Here is a 16,416-nt window from a genome sequence, read left to right as displayed (position 1 = left end):
ACCGAGCGGATCAGCCGGTCCACCGCGGTCGCCGGCGCGCGCCAGTCCACCTCGGCGTCGGCCACGGTGACCTTCGGGGCGTAGGAGACCCCCTCGGCCGGCTGCGGCACCGGGCGCAGCAGGCCGTCCTCGATGCCGTCCAGGGTGGCCAGCAACAGCTCGGCGCCGGAGCGGGCCAACCGGTCCAGCAGGTCGCCGGAGGTGTCCCGGGGCCCGATCGACTCGGTGACCACGCCGTACACCGGGCCGGTGTCCATGCCCTCCTCCAGCCGGAAGCAGCTCGCCCCGGTCACCTCGTCGCCGTGCCGGACGGCCGCCTGCACCGGGGCCGCGCCACGCCACGCCGGCAGTACCGAGAAGTGCAGGTTGACCCAGCCGTACCTGGGCACCGCGAGCAGCGCCGGGCGCAGCAGCGAGCCGTAGGCGACCACCGGGCAGCAGTCCGGCCGGTACGCGGCCAGCGAGGCCACGAAGTCGGGCGCGGACGGTTTGGGCGGGCGCAGCACCGGAACGTCGTGGGCGGCGGCCAGCTCGGCCACCGGGGAGGGGGCGAGGCGCCGGCCGCGACCGGTCGGCGCGTCCGGCCGGGTGAGTACCGCGACCACCTCGTGGCGGGGGGATCCGAGCAGCGCGGACAGGGCCGGCAACGCGGCGGTCGGCGTGCCGGCGAATACGAGCCTCACGAGCTATCGAGCCTTCCCGAACAGCGGATGTGGGCTGGTCTTGACGACCGGTGGACTGGCCGGTTCGGCCTGCGCGAACCAGGGCGCGGAGCGGATCTCGGCCATCGCGAGCTTGCGGGTCTCGGCGTCGAGGCGGTCCAGGAACAGCACCCCGTCCAGGTGGTCGGTCTCGTGCTGGATACACCGTGCCAGCAGCTCCGAGCCCGCCACCTCCACCGGGTCGCCGTGCATGTTCCACCCGTTCGCCACCACGTGCAGGTGCCGGCGGCAGTCCCAGTGCATGCCGGGGATGGACAGGCAGCCCTCCGGGCCGTCCTGCATGTCCTCGCCGACCACGTCGAACGTCGGGTTCACCAGGTGGCCCTCGAAGCCGTCGCAGCGGTAGGTGAAGACCCGCAGTCCGACACCCAGCTGCGGGGCCGCCAGGCCGGCGCCGGCCTCGTCGTTCATCGTGTCGGTGAGGTCAGCGACCAGCCTGCGCAGCTCTGCGTCGAAATCGACGACCTCCGCCGCGCGACTGCGCAGCACGGGATCGCCGAAGAGCCGGATCGGCTGGATTGCCATCGTGGGTTGCCGCTCCCTGGTTGAGCTCGCTGGGACCGCCGACCAGCTTAGTGTTCGAGCCGCACCACCCGCCGCCCTCCCCGTGGGGCACCCCCGTTACCGAGCTGCACACCAGGCACCTCAAACCATGATCGAACCTGCCTGTTGTGCAGCTCGGTAACAACGGGCCGCGCCGGACGGGCGGACCGGGGGCGGTAGGACCCTCCTAGCCGATCTCCTGCGGGTCGAGCTGGACGCGGACCGGGTCGGGCGCCTTGCGGGCCGTGCGGGCCGCCTGGCCGGCGGCCATCGCGGCGGCCAGCGCCCGGCCGTCGGTCCGGGGTACCCGCACCAGCGCCCGCTCGCGGACCGCGCCGGACGGGGCCGGGTCCAGTTCCACCGGGCCCAGTACCTCGGCCGAGTCGGGCAGCACGAGCGCCGCGATCAGCTCGGCCACCGCGTCCGGTGCGCCGTCCACCGCCGCCATCCGGACCGCCGGCGGGAACCCGACCTCGGTGCGGCCGGCCAGCTCCGCGGCGGCGTGACCGACCGGGTCCCACCGGACCAGGGCGGCCACCACGGCCAGTTCGGGGTCGGCGGCGACCACGACCCGGCCGCCGGCGCCGGCCGGGCGAACCAGGGCGGCCGCGGCCATCCACCGGCGCAGCGTCTCCTCGGCGACCCGCAGGTCCGGCCGGGAGAGCAGCGCCCAGCCGTCCAGCAACAGCGCCGCGCCGTACCCGGCACCGCCGGCCACGCCGTCCACCCACGGCTCGGCGCCCGGGGTGGCCACCACCAGCGAGGGACCGGCCGGCACCGTGGCGTGCACGTCGGCGCCACCACCGGACCCGCGCACGGCCACCCCGGGGAACGCCCGGCCGAGCTCCTCCGCGGTGCGCCGGGCGCCGACCACGGTGGCACGCAGCCGGCGGGAACCACAGGTCGCGCAGCGGAACGTCGGCGCGGCGACCCCGCACCAGCGGCAGGTCGGTGAGACCGCGGTGTCGTTCGCGGAGCCGTTCGCCCCCGGACCGGCCCCGGTGCCACCGCCGACCGCGGCGCGCGGCAGCCCGAGCGGGCCGGCGCAGTGCCGGCAACGGGCCGGCTCCCGGCAACCGGCGCAGGCCAACCCCGGCACGTAGCCGGCCCGGGGCACCTGGATCAGCACCGGCTCACCGCGACCGATCGCCGCCCTGGCCGCGTCGAACGCCACCCTCGGCAGCCGGGCGGCGCGGGCGTGCGGGTCGTCCACGAGCTGGGCCTCGGTCTCCCCCACCGGGGTCACCCGGGGCGCGGCGGCGCGCAGCTCGGTGCGCTCGGCGGTCACCTCGCGCGCCCAGCCGGACTCGACCAACAGCTGCGCCTCGGCGGTCCTGGCGAACCCGGCGACCAGCAGCGCGGCCCCGGTGGCGTGCGCCCGGTGCATCAGCACGTCGCGGGTGTGCGGGTACGGGGCGCGCGGCTCGGCGTGCAGGTCGTCGCCGTCATCCCAGACGACGAGCACACCCGGATCGGCGATCGGGGCGAACGCGGCCGCCCGGGTACCGACCACCACCCTGCTGTGCCCCCGGCGGATGGCCAGCCAGCTCCGGTAGCGCCGCGCCGGGCCCAGGTCGGCGGTGAGCGTGGTGACCCGGTCCTGCCCGAGCAGCTCGCCGCAGGCGGCCGCCACCCGCGCGACGTCCCGCTGGTCCGGGCAGACGATCAGGGTGCCCCGGCCGGCGACGAGTGCACCGGCCGCCACCTCGGCCAGCCGGCCCGGCCAGTCCTCACCGGGTACCGGCTGCCACACCGCGTGCGCGCCCCGGCCGGCGGCGACCGCGTCCAGCAGCGCGGCGCCGTGCCGGTACCGCCGCCAGCCGTCCTGGTTCGGGGCGGGGGGCGGCGGTGTCGGCAGGGTTGTCGGCAGGGTTGTCGGCAGGGTTGTCGGCAGGGTTGCCCCGCCCACCGGCTCCGCCTCGGCCCGGGCGTGCCGGGGCGGCACCGCGAGGCGCACCACGTCGGCGAACGTGCCGGCATAGCGGTCGGCAACCGTCCGGCACAACGCGGCCAGTTCGGCGGACAGCACCGGTTCGGGGGACACCACCCGCTCCAGCCAGCCGAGCTTGCCGACATGGTCGGAGCGCTCCACCCGGTCCAGCAGCACGCCGTCCACCAGCCGACCGGAGAACCGCACCCGCACCCGGACCCCCGGCTGTGCGTCGTCGGCCAGCTGGTCGGGCACCTGGTAGTCGAACGGCCGGTCCAGGTGCGCCAGCGGCACGTCGACGGCGACCCGCGCGACCGGGAGCTCGGCGGCCGCCCGCCGCTCCCCCCGCCGCGTCGGGCGTGCCGTCGTCACACTGCCCGGTCTATCAGACGGAGCCCGAGTGCCCCGCCGGTGGTCAGGCCCGGAACGATCAGGCCCCGGCGGCGGACTTCAGCGCGTCCGCCCGGTCCGCCCGCTCCCACGGCAGGTCCAGGTCGGTGCGGCCGAAGTGGCCGTAGGCGGCGGTCGGCGCGTAGATCGGCCGCAGCAGGTCCATGTCCCGGATCAGCGCGGCGGGCCGCAGGTCGAACACCTCGGTGATGGCGCCCTGGATCTTGCTCGGGTCGACCACCTCGGTGCCGAACGTCTCCACGAACAGCCCCACCGGGGCCGCCTTGCCGATCGCGTAGGCGACCTGCACCTCGACCCGCTGGGCCAGCCCGGCGGCCACCACGTTCTTCGCCACCCAGCGCATCGCGTACGCGGCCGAGCGGTCGACCTTCGAGGGGTCCTTGCCGGAGAACGCGCCGCCGCCGTGGCGGGCCATGCCGCCGTAGGTGTCGACGATGATCTTCCGCCCGGTCAGCCCGGCGTCGCCCATCGGGCCGCCGATGACAAACCGGCCGGTCGGGTTGACCAGCAGCCGGCACTCCGAGCTGTCCAGCTTCAGCGCGGCCAGCTCGGGCTCCACCACATAGGTCTTGATGTCGCCGACCATCTGGCCGTCCAGGTCGACGTCCTCGGCGTGCTGGCTGGACACCACCACGGTGTCCAACCGGACCGCCTGGTCGCCGGCGTACTCGATGGTGACCTGCGTCTTGCCGTCCGGGCGCAGGTACGGCAGCAGGCCGGACTTGCGGACCTCGGCCAGCCGCCGGGCCAGCCGGTGCGCGAGCGCGATCGGCAGCGGCATCAGCTCGGGGGTGTCCGAGCAGGCGTAACCGAACATCAGGCCCTGGTCGCCGGCACCCTGGCGGTTGATCTCGTCGTCGTCGAGGTCGACCCGCGACTCGTAAGCGGTATCGACGCCCTGCGCGATGTCGGCCGACTGCGAACCCAGCGCGACGTTGACGCCGCAGGAGTTGCCGTCGAACCCCTTGGCCGACGAGTCGTAGCCGATCTTCAGGATGACGTCGCGGACGATGGTCGGGATGTCGGCGTACGCCTCGGTCGTGACCTCACCGGCCACGTGCACCTGCCCGGTGGTGATCAGCGTTTCCACCGCCACCCGGCTGCGCGGATCCTTGGTCAGCAGACCATCAAGGATGGAGTCGCTGATGGCGTCACAGATCTTGTCAGGGTGCCCTTCGGTCACCGACTCAGAAGTGAACAATCTGCTGTTCGACCCTGTCACCGCGTTCGTCCCATCACTCGATGCGAAATCTCGTTCTCGTACCCGACCAGCCTACTTACCCCGATCGAGGGAGGCTCGATCCTTGAGGAAGCCCACAACGGCGTCCCAAACGGACGCGGCGAGTTGCGCTTTCGCGCCAAACGGGATAGAGCGCTCGGTGCCGTCCGCCGCGAGCAGCCAGCCACCGTTGTCCTCCATGCCGAAAGCTTTGCCGTCGCCGACCGCGTTGACAACCAGCAGATCGCTCGATTTCCGTTTCAGTTTGGCTCGGCCGTGGTCAAGAACACTGCCCTGGGCGTCGCCGGTCTCCGCAGCGAAGCCGACGATAACCTGTCCCGGCGTTCGGTTTGATACCAATTCGACCAGGATGTCCGCATTGCGCTCGAGGGTGATAGTCGGATCGGGATGGTCGTCCGACTTCTTGATCTTGCTCGCCGCGAACTCGGCGGGCCGGAAGTCGGCGACCGCGGCGGCCATGACCACGACGTCCGCGGTCTTCGCGGCCATGTGCATCGCCTGACGCAGCTCCTCGGCCGTCGAAATGTGCTGGACGACGACGCCGGCGGGGTCGGGCAGCGTCACGGTGTGCCCGGCCACCAGCGTGACCTCGGCGCCGCGCTGGGCGGCGACCCTGGCCAGCGCGTAGCCCTGTTTGCCGGAGGACCGGTTGCCCAGGTACCGCACCGGATCCAGCGGCTCACGCGTGCCACCCGCGGAAACGACGATCCGGACGCCCTCGAGATCGCGGCGCAGCGCGTCCGGCTGGGCCAGCAGCAACCGGGCGAGGTCGACGATGTCGGCGGGGTCCGCGAGCCTGCCCTTGCCGGTGTCCTTGCCGGTCAGCCGCCCGGCGGCCGGTTCGGTGACGACGAGGCCGCGGGACCGCAGCAACGCGACGTTGTCCCGGGTGGCGGGGTGCTCCCACATCTCGGTGTGCATCGCGGGGAAGAAGGCGATCGGGCACCGGGCGGTGAGCAGGGTGTTGGTCAGCAGGTCGTCGGCGAGCCCGTGCGCGGCCTTGGCCAGCAGGTTCGCCGTCGCCGGGACCACCAGCACCAGATCGGCTTCCTTACCGATCCGGACATGCTGGACTTCGGGCACCTCGGTGAACACTCCGGTGTGGACCGGGTGCCCGGACAGTGCCTCGAAGGTGGCCGCGCCGACGAAGTTCAGCGCGGCCTCGGTGGGCACCACACGAACGTCGTGACCGGTCTCGGTCAGCCCGCGCAGTACCTCACACGCTTTGTAGGCGGCGATCCCGCCGCCCACGCCAAGAACGATTCTTGGCTTACTCACCCTCGGTGTGCTCGAGCAGACCGGCGTGGATCTCGCGCAGCGCGATGGACAGCGGCTTCTCACGCGGGCCCGGCTCGACGAGCGGGCCGACGTACTCGAGCAGGCCCTCGCCCAGCTGGGCATAGTAGTCGTTGATCTGACGCGCGCGCTTAGCGGCGTAGATGGCCAGCGCGTACTTGGAGCTGACCTTCTCGAGCAGGTCGTCGATCGGCGGGTTGGTGATGCCCTCGAGCTCTTCGCCGTATGAACCTAGCGTCGTGGTCACTCGCACAGCTCCTGAATCAGTCGAATCACGTATCGGAAATCAAGTGGTGACATCCGTGCCGATCACCAAGTCTAGCAACTCGCCCGCGGCGACCCGCACGTCGGCGTTCACGACCCGGACGTCGAACTCGCCGGCGGCGGCCAGCTCGCGCTCAGCCTCGGCCAGCCGGGCCTTCACGGCCTCCTCGGCTTCGGTGCCGCGGCCGGTGAGCCTGCCGACCAGTTCCTCCCACGAAGGAGGCATCAGCATGACCAGCCGGGCCTCCGGCATGGCCACTCGAACCTGCCTGGCGCCCTGCAGCTCGATCTCGAGGATGGCGGGCCTGCCGTCGCGCAGCGCCTGTTCGACCGGCGCGCGGGGAGTGCCGTAGCAGTTGCCGGTGAACTCGGCGTGCTCGAGCAGCTCGTCATTGGCAACCATCTTGTCGAAGGTCGCGCGGTCGATGAAGTGGTAGTGCTCGCCGTCGACCTCGCCGGGCCGAGGCGGCCGGGTGGTCACCGAGACACTGAAGTAGATGTCGGGCTCCCGGCGCCGCATTTCACCGACGACGCTGGACTTGCCCACTCCGGACGGCCCGGAGACGACGGTGAGCCGGTGCCGGGGAAATTTCCCCGCCACCGGCTCATCACCGCGGTCTCGGCCGATCGGCCCGGCGGACTCGCCGGAACCGGTCGTGTCTTGACCGAAGCCGGTCACTCGCCGGGGAACTCGGCCAGCAGCGCCTTGCGCTGCCGGTCGCCGAGCCCGCGGAGACGACGGCTGGGGGCGATCTCCAGTCGTTCCATGGTCTGCGCGGCGCGGACCTTACCGACGCCCGGGAGGGCCTCGAGAAGTGCCGACACCTTCATCTTGCCGAGGACCTCGTTCTCCTCGGCCTGCTTCAGCACGTCGACCAGAGTGGTACCGCCCCGCTTGAGCCGCTCCTTGAGCTCAGCGCGGATGCGACGAGCGGCAGCGGCCTTCTCCAGCGCCGCAGCGCGCTGTTCGTCAGTCAGCTGGGGAAGTGCCACGTTTTCCTCCGGTAATAACTCAATCTGGGTGGGTGACGCGACGGTACCCACCCGCGACCATTCGCCACAATGCGGGGGTGGCCGGTCAGGGCCGTTTCACGGGCCTGCTATTGGCCGTTTTGCAGGGCACTGTCAGACATAACCGCACGCGGATTCACCCGAGTGCCGACGCCGTGAGTGACGCCTGAGTCCGCTTTACGGCGGCACGCAACGCCTCGGCACCTGGACCGTGCTTCAGGATGTCGCGCGAGGAGGACGGCAGGACGCCCGTCAGCGCCTCGCCGAACACCTTGCGCAGGTCCTCGGCGGTCGCGCCCTGAGCGCCGAAACCAGGGGCCAGCACGGGGCCGTTCAGTGCCGACAGGTCGAGCTCCCCCGGGTCGATCGTCGCGCCGACGACGACCCCGATATTCCCGAACGGCTCGGCGCCGGCATTGGCCGACGCGGCCGCGTCGACGATCCCTTGCGCGACCGTCTTTCCGTTGGACAGCAAGGCATTCTGCAGACTGAGCGCCTCCGGGTTGGACGTGCGCGCGAGCACGAACAGCCCCTTGTCCCCGCCCGCCGCGCGCTCGAGCGCGGGCTCGAGTGAGCCGAAACCGAGGTACGGCGAAACAGTGATCGCGTCCGCTTCGAGCGCCGCGCCGTCCGCGAGATACGCGGCGGCGTAGGCGCCCATAGTGGACCCGATGTCGCCGCGCTTGACGTCGAGCAGCACGAGCGCGCCGGCGTCCTTGGCGAGCCGGACAACCCGCTCCAGGACGCCTATCCCGGCGGCGCCGAAGGCCTCGAAGAACGCCGACTGCGGCTTGATGACGCTCACTTCGCCGGCTATGGCTTCGGTGGCCCCGAGCGCGAACCGTTCGAGCCCGCTGACGTCCACGGGCAGCTCCCAGGAGGCAAGAAGCCCAGGATGGGGGTCGATTCCCGCACACAGGGGCCCCCTGGCCGCCACGGCCGCCGCGAGCCGCGCGCCGAACCTCATGACTTGGCCTTCAGTGCCGCCTGAAGCTCCTGGAGTGACTTCACGCCGATATCTCCTCGGATGAGCGCTTCGATGCCGTGGACCGCCGCGCCCGCACCCTGGATCGTGGTGATGCAGGGGATGTCGCGCGACACCGCTGCGGTGCGGATTTCGTAGCCGTCGACCCGGGGGCCGCTGTTGCCGTACGGCGTATTGATCACCATATCGACATTTCCGGCGAGGATCAGCTCGACGATGTTCGGTTCGGCCTCGGTGCTCCCCTCGTAGTGCTTGCGCACCACTGAGCAGGGAATCCCGTTACGCCGCAACACTTCCGCCGTTCCGGACGTGGCGAGGATGTCGAACCCGAGGTCCGCGAGGCGCTTCACCGGGAACACCAGTGAGCGCTTGTCGCGGTTGGCGACCGAAACGAACACCCGCCCGGAGACCGGCAGGGATCCGTAGGCCGCGGCCTGCGACTTGGCGAACGCCTTGCCGAACGAGACGTCGACGCCCATCACCTCGCCGGTCGACTTCATCTCCGGGCCGAGCAGCGAATCGACGCCGTGGCCTTCGGGCGTGCGGAACCGGTGGAACGGCAGCACGGCCTCCTTGACCGCGACCGGGGAGTCGGCGGGCATCCGGCCGCCGTCACCCTCGGCAGGCAGCACCCCCGAAGCTCGCAGGTCCTTGATCGTCGAACCGGTCATCACCAGCGCGGCCGCCTTCGCCAACGGCACCGCTGTCGCCTTCGACACGAACGGCACCGTCCGCGACGCCCGCGGGTTGGCCTCCAGCACGTACAGGATGTCGTCCTTGAGGGCGTACTGGACGTTCAGCAGCCCCCGGACGCCCACCCCACGCGCGATGGCCTCGGTGGATTGGCGGACCGCTTCCAGGTCGGTCCGGCCCAGCGTGATCGGCGGCAGCGCGCAGGACGAGTCACCGGAGTGGATCCCGGCCTCTTCGATGTGCTCCATCACGCCGCCGAGGTAGAGGTCCTCGCCGTCGTACAGCGCGTCGACGTCGATCTCGATGGCGTCGTCGAGGAACCGGTCGACCAGCACCGGGTGCTCGGGCGAGACCTCGGTGGCGCGCTGGATGTAACCCTCCAGCGTCGTCTCGTCGTAGACGATCTCCATCCCGCGCCCGCCGAGCACATAGGACGGGCGGACGAGCACGGGGTAGCCGATCTCGTCGGCGATCCGCTTGGCGCCGGCGAACGACGTCGCGGTGCCGTACTTCGGCGCGGGCAGCCCGGCCGCGGCGAGCACGTCACCGAACGCGCCTCGGTCCTCGGCGAGGTTGATCGCCTCGGGCGGCGTGCCGACCACCGTCACTCCGGCGTCGGAAAGCCGCTGCGCGAGGCTGAGCGGGGTCTGCCCGCCGAGCTGCACGATGACCCCGAGGACGGTGCCGGATTCGCGCTCGGCGTGGACCACCTCGAGAACGTCCTCGAAGGACAGCGGCTCGAAGTAGAGCCGGTCCGAGGTGTCGTAGTCGGTGGACACGGTTTCGGGGTTGCAGTTGACCATCACGGCCTCGAAACCGGCTTCGCGCAGGGCGATCGCGGCGTGCACGCACGAGTAGTCGAACTCGATGCCCTGCCCGATCCGGTTCGGTCCGGAACCGAGGATGAGGACCTTCGGCTTGTCCGGCTGCGGCGCGACCTCGGACTGCGCTTCGGGGTCGGTCTCGTAGGCGGAGTAGTGGTACGGCGTGTTCGCGGCGAACTCGGCGGCGCAGGTGTCGACGGTCTTGAACACCGGGCGGACGCCGAGCCGGTGCCGCAGCCGCCGGACGCCGTCCTCGCCTGCCAGCTCCGGGCGCAGCGCGGCGATCTGGCGGTCGGACAGGCCTGTCCTCTTGGCGCGCCGCAACAGGTCCGCGGCCAACACCGGCGCGTCGCGCACCTCGGCGCCGACCTCGCCGATCAGCGCGATCTGGTCGATGAACCACGGGTCGATCCCGCTGGCCTCGTGCACCTCGTCAATCGAACCCCCGAGGCGCAGCGCGCGCTCGACGGCGTAGAGGCGGCCCTCCTGCGGGCGGCGCAGCGAGTCCAAAGTGGACTGCAGCGTCGCGCCTTCCGGATCGGGCAGCGTCCAGAACCCGGTCGCCTTGGTGTCGATCGACCGCATCGCCTTGCCGAGCGCCTCGGGGAAGCTGCGGCCGAACGACATCGCCTCGCCGACGCTCTTCATCGTCGTGGTCAGCGTCGGGTCCGCGCCGGGGAACTTCTCGAAGGCGAACCGCGGGATCTTGACCACGACGTAGTCGAGGGTCGGCTCGAACGCGGCCGGCGTCGCCTTGGTGATGTCGTTGGTGATCTCGTCGAGGGTGTAGCCGATGGCCAGCTTCGCGGCGATCTTGGCGATCGGGAACCCGGTCGCCTTCGACGCGAGCGCCGAGGACCGCGACACCCGCGGGTTCATCTCGATGACGACCATCCGGCCGTCACGCGGGTTGATCGCGAACTGGATGTTGCAGCCGCCGGTGTCGACCCCGACCGCGCGCAGCACGTCGATGCCGACGTCGCGCATGACCTGGAACTCGCGGTCGGTCAGCGTCATCGCCGGGGCCACGGTGACCGAGTCGCCGGTGTGCACGCCCATCGCGTCGATGTTCTCGATCGAGCACACGACCACGACGTTGTCGTGCTTGTCGCGCATCAGCTCGAGCTCGTACTCCTTCCAGCCGAGCACGCTCTCCTCGATGAGCACCTCGGTGACCGGGCTTTCGGTCAGCCCCAGCGACCCGAGCCGCTCGAGCTCGTCGGGCGTGTGCGCCATGCCGGAACCGAGCCCGCCCATGGTGAACGACGGCCGGATGACCACCGGCAGGCCGAGCTCGGCCACCGTCGCGCGGACCTCTTCCATCGTGTTGCACACCGCGCTGCGCGGCGTCTTCGCGCCGATGTCGGCCACGATGTTCTTGAACTTCTGCCGGTCCTCACCGCGCTGGATGGCGTCGATGTCGGCGCCGATCAGCTCGACGCCGTACTTCTCCAGGACACCGCGCTCGTGCAGGGCGACGGCGCAGTTCAGCGCGGTCTGCCCGCCGAGGGTCGCCAGGATCGCGTCCGGACGCTCGGTCGCGATGACCTTCTCGACGAAGTCGGGCGTGACCGGCTCGATGTAGGTCGCGTCGGCGAACTCCGGGTCGGTCATGATCGTGGCCGGGTTCGAGTTCACCAGGCTGACCCGGAGGCCCTCCTCGCGCAGCACCCGGCAAGCCTGGGTGCCCGAGTAGTCGAACTCCGCCGCCTGCCCGATCACGATCGGACCGGAGCCGATGACCAGCACGTGCTGGAGGTCTGTGCGTTTGGGCATTACTTGGCCTTCTCCATCAAGCTCGTGAACTCGTCGAACAGGGGCGCCGCGTCGTGCGGACCGGCGGCGGCCTCGGGGTGGTACTGCACCGAGAACGCCGGGACATCGGCGCAGCGGACGCCTTCGACGGTGTCGTCGTTCGGGCAGTAGTGGCTGATCCGCGCCGCGCCGAACGGCGACTCGAACCGCTGGCCAGGCGTGCCTTCCAGGGCGAAGCCGTGGTTCTGCGCGGTGATCGCCACGCGCCGGGTGTCGACGTCGATCACCGGGATGTTCATCCCGCGGTGGCCGTAGCGCATCTTGTACGTGCTCAGCCCGAGCGCGCGGCCCAGGATCTGGTTGCCGAAGCAGATGCCGAACAGCGGGATCTCGCGCCCCAGCACGGCCTTCGTCAGCTCCGTCGCATGGTCCGCGGTCGCCGGGTCACCCGGGCCATTGGACAGGAACACCCCGTCGGGCGCGACCGCGAGGAGGTCCTCGATGGTGCTGGGCAGGGGAAGCACGTGCACCTCGATACCGCGCTTGCTCATCATCCTCGGCGTGTTCGACTTGATCCCGAGGTCGAGCGCGGCGACGCGGAACAGCGTCTCGCCCTCGGCTTTGACGACGTACGGCTTCGCGGTGCTGACCTCGCCCGCCAGGTCCGCGCCTTCCATCGCCGGGCTGGCGAGCACCTCGGCGAGCATGGCCCCGTCTTCGCCGAGCGCGTCCCCGGAGAACACCCCGGCGCGCATCGCGCCGCGCTCACGCAGGTGGCGGGTCAGCATGCGGGTGTCGACCTCGGAGATCCCGACGATGCCCTGGCGCTCCAGCTCGGAATCGAGCGTCCGCACCGAGCGCCAGTTCGACGGCGTCCGGGCCGGGTCGCGCACGACGTACCCGGAGACCCAGATGCGGCTCGACTCGTCGTCCTCGTCGTTCCACCCGGTGTTGCCGATCTGCGGCGCGGTCTGCACCACGATCTGGCGGTGGTAGGACGGGTCGGTCAGCGTCTCCTGGTAGCCGGTCATGCCGGTGCAGAAGACGGCTTCGCCGAACTTCGAGCCCAGCGCGCCGTAGGCCGAGCCGCGGAACACGCGGCCGTCTTCGAGAACCAGCGCGGCCGGTGTCCGTGTTGCGGTGCTCACTGGGCACCTCCTTCGTTGTCGCTGGGGGCAGTGGTGTCGGTGGTGGCGGCGATGTCGCCGGTGTGGAGAACCGGGGCGATGGCGGCCGAGACCGCTTCGAGCCACTGCGGGTACACGTCGACGTCGTCGCCGCGGAAACCGGTGTCGAGCGCGACGTCGCCGGCCGTCCAGGTGACGATGAGCAGCGTGTCGGTGCCCATCACCTTCCCGGCGATCGCCTTGTCCCGCCGGATGCCGGTGATCGACTCGACCGGGATCCAGAAGCCCGCCGCGCCGACGCGGTCGACGTCGATGCCGCCCCGGTACAGCCTCAGGGTGGCCCTGGTGCGCAGGCCGATGCCGCGGGTGACGATGCGGTTCTGCCACTCCCCAGCCGTGGTGGTACTCACGTACAGCCCGACGGTCTCGGGCAGCACCGGCTCACCGGGGTCGTCCGGCGTCTGGGCGAAGAAGGGAAGCTCGGCGCTCTGCGAGCGAGCCTTACGTCGCCAGCCCACTCGCATCCCCCACAGGCACAGCCCGAAGAAGACGAGGATCGCGAGGCACAGCAGCAGCCTGTCCATCAGGAGATTTTCCCTTCCCTGGAGGTGATCCGCCCGCGCAACAGGGTGGCGCTCACCACGCCGGGCAGCCTCATTCCCTCGTACGGGGTGTTCGCGGCGATGCTGGCGAGTTCCCCGCCACGCACCGTCCATTCGGTTTCGGGGTCGACCAGCACGAGGTTCGCCGGTTCACCGACCTCCAGCGGCCTGCCCTGGTCGGGCAGCCCGGCGATCTCGGCGGGGCGTTCGCTCATCACGCGAGCCACGCCGCGCCAGTCGAGCAGGCCGGTGCGGACCATGGTCTCCACCACGATCGACAGCGCGGTCTGCAGGCCGAGCATGCCCGGCCTGGCCGCGGTCCACTCGCAGTCCTTGTCCTGCACGGCGTGCGGGGCATGGTCGGTGGCGACGCAGTCGATGACGCCCTCGGCGAGCGCCGCCCGCAGCTTTTCGGTGTCGGCGCCGGTGCGCAGCGGCGGGTTGACCTTGTTGATCGGGTCGTAGGTGTCGAGCCGCGAGTCGGTGAGCAGGAGGTGGTGCGGGGTGACCTCGGCCGAGACGCGGGTCCCGCGGGCCTTCGCCCAGGCCAGGATGTCCGCGGTGCCCGAGGTCGACACGTGGCAGACGTGCAGCCTGGCCTTCGCGTGCTCGGCCAAGAGGCAGTCCCTGGCGACGATCGACTCCTCCGCCGAAGCGGGCCAGCCCGCGTAACCCAGCCGCGCGGACTGCTCACCTTCGTGCGCCTGCGCCCCGACGGTGAGCCTCGGCTCCTCGGCGTGCTGCGCGATGACGACGTCGAGCGCCGTCGAGTACTCGAGGGCGCGACGCATGATCAGCGGATCCGCGACGCACAGCCCGTCGTCGGAGAAGATCCGGACGTTCGCCGCCGAGGCCGCCATCGTGCCGAGCTCGGCGAGCTTCTCGCCCTTGAGCCCGACCGTGACCGCCCCGACCGGGTGTACGTCGACCAGCCCGACCTCGCGACCGCGCCGCCAGACGTGGTCGACGATGACGGCGTTGTCGGCCACCGGGTCGGTGTTGGCCATCGCGAAGACCGCCGTGTACCCGCCGAGCGCGGCGGCGGCGGAGCCGCTTGCGATGGTCTCGGTGTCCTCGCGGCCGGGTTCCCGCAGGTGGGTGTGCAGATCGACGAAACCGGGCAGGAGCACCTGGCCGTTCGCTTCGAGCACGGTGACGTCTTCGGTCACCTCGACCGAAGCGTCGATGCGCGAGATGACGCCGCCGGAGACCAGCACGTCCACCGGATCGCCTTCGCCGTACAACTTGGCGCCCTTGATCAGGACCTGGTCACTCACGCTGCCGCTCCGTCTCCTGCTAACAAGTGGTAAAGCACAGCCATCCGGACATGTACTCCGTTGCGAACCTGCTCGGTGATCGCGGACGCCGGCGAGTCGGCGACCACCGAGGCGATCTCCATCCCGCGCAGCATCGGGCCGGGGTGCAGCACCACGGCGTGCTTGGGGAGCAGCTTCGCGCGCGCCTCGGACAAGCCGTACGCGATCGAGTACTCCCTGGAAGAGGGGAAGAACGCCCCGTGCATGCGTTCGGCCTGCACTCGCAGCATCATCACCGCGTCGAGCGTGGGCAGTTCGGCGTCGAGCTCGTGCGACACCGTCACCGGCAGCGCCTCGACGCCGGCCGGCAGCAGCGTCGGCGGGGCGACCAGCACCACCTCGGCGCCCAGCGCCGACAGCAGGTGGATATTCGACCGCGCGACCCGGCTGTGCACGACGTCACCGACGATGCCGATCCGGCGGCCGGTCAGCGAGCCGAGCCGCTCCCGCAGCGTCGCCGCGTCGAGCAGCGCCTGCGTGGGATGTTCGTGCGTGCCGTCCCCGGCGTTGACGATCGCGGTGCCCGCCGGGGCAAGCCAGCCGGCCAGCCGCTGGGCCGCGCCCGAAGCCGGGTGGCGGATGATCACGCAGTCCGCTCCGGCCGCGGCCAGCGTCAACGCCGTATCGCGCAGCGACTCGCCCTTGTTCACCGAGGAACTGGCCGCTGAGACGTTGACCACGTCCGCGCTCATCCACTTCCCGGCGATCTCGAACGACACCCTGGTACGGGTCGAGTTCTCATAGAACAGCGTGATCACCGTGCGGCCGCGCAGCGTCGGCAGCTTGCGGACCTCACGGCCGAGCAAGGTGTGCTTGAGCTCGTCGGCGGTGTCGAGCACCGCGGTGGCGAGCGCCGGATCCAGCCCGTCGGTGGCGAGCAGGTGCTTCACTGGGTTTCTCCCTCGACGGCCCCGGATCCGCGCAGAAGCACCGCGTCGCGGCCGTCTATTTCGGACAGCAGGACCGCGACACCCTCCGCGCGGGAGGTCGGCACGTTCTTGCCGACGTAGTCGGCGCGGATCGGCAGTTCCCGGTGCCCCCGGTCGACGAGCACCGCGAGCTGGACCGCGCGGGGCCTGCCGTGGTCCCGCAGCGCGTCGAGCGCCGCCCGGATGGTCCGCCCGGAGAACAGGACGTCGTCGACGAGCAGGACCAGCCTGTCGTCGATGCCGGAGGCGGGCAGCTGGGTGGCTTCGAGGGCACGGGTCGGCCGGCGACGCAGGTCGTCGCGGTACAGGGTGACGTCGAGCGCACCCGTGGGGGGCCGTACCCCGCAGAATTCGGCGATGCGGTCGGCCAGCCGGGAGGCCAGCGGGGTCCCCCGCGTGGGTATGCCCAATAGCACCGGCGTCAAGGACACCTCGGAAGATCCCGCACCGAGTGCGGTCTTCTCGATGACTTGATGGGCCATTCGAGCGATGGTGCGCGCAACATCCCCGGCGGAGAGCAGTTCCCGCTCACCGGCCGGTTCCGCCGCGCCACGTGGACGTGACGACAAGGCGGACCTCCTTCCCCGCCTCTCTGGACGGGTCCTTAAAGGACGTCGATCCCCTGCTGAGCGAGGAAATCGCACCGAGAGTAGCAGGCGGGAACGCTCGCCCTTACGGGTGGTGCGACCCAGTTCGCCCGGTCGTCCCACCATGATCTGCTTGACCTGGTGACGACAACGCGTAACCATTACTCTGAGTATTCGACTC

15 protein-coding genes are annotated in these 16,416 nt (G+C 71.0%); all 15 read right to left on the bottom strand.

Features of this window, described 5'->3' with window-relative positions; all coding sequences use genetic code 11:
* Positions 1–683 (bottom strand): methionyl-tRNA formyltransferase (locus JWQ81_RS04585; protein WP_297537852.1); only part of this gene is annotated, 683 nt, incomplete at its 3' end.
* A gap of 3 nt (positions 684–686) precedes the next feature.
* Positions 687–1,247 (bottom strand): peptide deformylase, encoded by a 561-nt coding sequence (gene def, locus JWQ81_RS04580; protein WP_297537849.1) that lies wholly within the window; start codon positions 1,245–1,247, stop codon positions 687–689.
* Positions 1,248–1,452: 205 nt separating this feature from the next.
* The gene (locus JWQ81_RS04575) at positions 1,453–3,567 is read right to left on the bottom strand and encodes a primosomal protein N' (protein WP_297537847.1); all 2,115 of its coding nucleotides are present in this window, start codon (positions 3,565–3,567) and stop codon (positions 1,453–1,455) included.
* A 58-nt stretch (positions 3,568–3,625) separates the two neighbouring features.
* A complete protein-coding gene (gene metK, locus JWQ81_RS04570) occupies positions 3,626–4,828 on the bottom strand; it encodes a methionine adenosyltransferase (RefSeq protein ID WP_297537845.1) in 1,203 nt (400 codons plus the stop codon).
* Positions 4,829–4,879: 51 nt separating this feature from the next.
* Positions 4,880–6,124 (bottom strand): bifunctional phosphopantothenoylcysteine decarboxylase/phosphopantothenate--cysteine ligase CoaBC, encoded by a 1,245-nt coding sequence (gene coaBC, locus JWQ81_RS04565; RefSeq protein WP_297537843.1) that lies wholly within the window; start codon positions 6,122–6,124, stop codon positions 4,880–4,882.
* The gene (gene rpoZ / locus JWQ81_RS04560; protein ID WP_297537841.1) at positions 6,117–6,389 is read right to left on the bottom strand and encodes a DNA-directed RNA polymerase subunit omega; all 273 of its coding nucleotides are present in this window, start codon (positions 6,387–6,389) and stop codon (positions 6,117–6,119) included. Before rpoZ ends, coaBC begins: the two co-directional genes overlap by 8 nt.
* A 39-nt stretch (positions 6,390–6,428) precedes the next feature.
* The gene (gene gmk / locus JWQ81_RS04555; RefSeq protein ID WP_297537855.1) at positions 6,429–7,034 is read right to left on the bottom strand and encodes a guanylate kinase; all 606 of its coding nucleotides are present in this window, start codon (positions 7,032–7,034) and stop codon (positions 6,429–6,431) included.
* A gap of 47 nt (positions 7,035–7,081) precedes the next feature.
* The gene (gene mihF / locus JWQ81_RS04550; protein WP_297537839.1) at positions 7,082–7,399 is read right to left on the bottom strand and encodes an integration host factor, actinobacterial type; all 318 of its coding nucleotides are present in this window, start codon (positions 7,397–7,399) and stop codon (positions 7,082–7,084) included.
* 154 nt (positions 7,400–7,553) lie between these two features.
* Complete coding sequence (gene pyrF / locus JWQ81_RS04545; protein ID WP_297537836.1) at positions 7,554–8,384, bottom strand: orotidine-5'-phosphate decarboxylase; 831 nt, start codon at positions 8,382–8,384, stop codon at positions 7,554–7,556.
* Positions 8,381–11,695, bottom strand: a complete 3,315-nt coding sequence (gene carB / locus JWQ81_RS04540; protein ID WP_297537834.1) for a carbamoyl-phosphate synthase large subunit — start codon at positions 11,693–11,695, stop codon at positions 8,381–8,383. Before carB ends, pyrF begins: the two co-directional genes overlap by 4 nt.
* On the bottom strand, positions 11,695–12,822 hold the full coding sequence (gene carA / locus JWQ81_RS04535; RefSeq protein ID WP_297537832.1) for a glutamine-hydrolyzing carbamoyl-phosphate synthase small subunit: 1,128 nt from the start codon (positions 12,820–12,822) through the stop codon (positions 11,695–11,697). Before carA ends, carB begins: the two co-directional genes overlap by 1 nt.
* Positions 12,819–13,385: a transporter gene (locus JWQ81_RS04530; protein ID WP_297537830.1), complete on the bottom strand. Its 567-nt coding sequence runs from the start codon at positions 13,383–13,385 to the stop codon at positions 12,819–12,821. The genes carA and JWQ81_RS04530 overlap by 4 nt, the downstream gene beginning before the upstream one ends.
* A complete protein-coding gene (locus JWQ81_RS04525; RefSeq protein WP_297537828.1) occupies positions 13,385–14,680 on the bottom strand; it encodes a dihydroorotase in 1,296 nt (431 codons plus the stop codon). The genes JWQ81_RS04530 and JWQ81_RS04525 overlap by 1 nt, the downstream gene beginning before the upstream one ends.
* On the bottom strand, positions 14,677–15,609 hold the full coding sequence (locus JWQ81_RS04520) for an aspartate carbamoyltransferase catalytic subunit (RefSeq protein ID WP_297537826.1): 933 nt from the start codon (positions 15,607–15,609) through the stop codon (positions 14,677–14,679). The genes JWQ81_RS04525 and JWQ81_RS04520 overlap by 4 nt, the downstream gene beginning before the upstream one ends.
* Positions 15,606–16,217 carry a bifunctional pyr operon transcriptional regulator/uracil phosphoribosyltransferase PyrR gene (gene pyrR / locus JWQ81_RS04515; protein WP_297537824.1) on the bottom strand — a complete coding sequence of 204 codons (612 nt, stop codon included), beginning with the start codon at positions 16,215–16,217 and terminating at the stop codon, positions 15,606–15,608. Before pyrR ends, JWQ81_RS04520 begins: the two co-directional genes overlap by 4 nt.
* Positions 16,218–16,416 lie beyond the last annotated feature (199 nt).

The sequence above is a fragment of the Amycolatopsis sp. genome (genome assembly GCF_025464955.1).
Classification (GTDB): Bacteria; Actinomycetota; Actinomycetes; order Mycobacteriales; family Pseudonocardiaceae; genus Amycolatopsis.
This window is presented reverse-complemented; position numbering and strand designations above follow the sequence as displayed.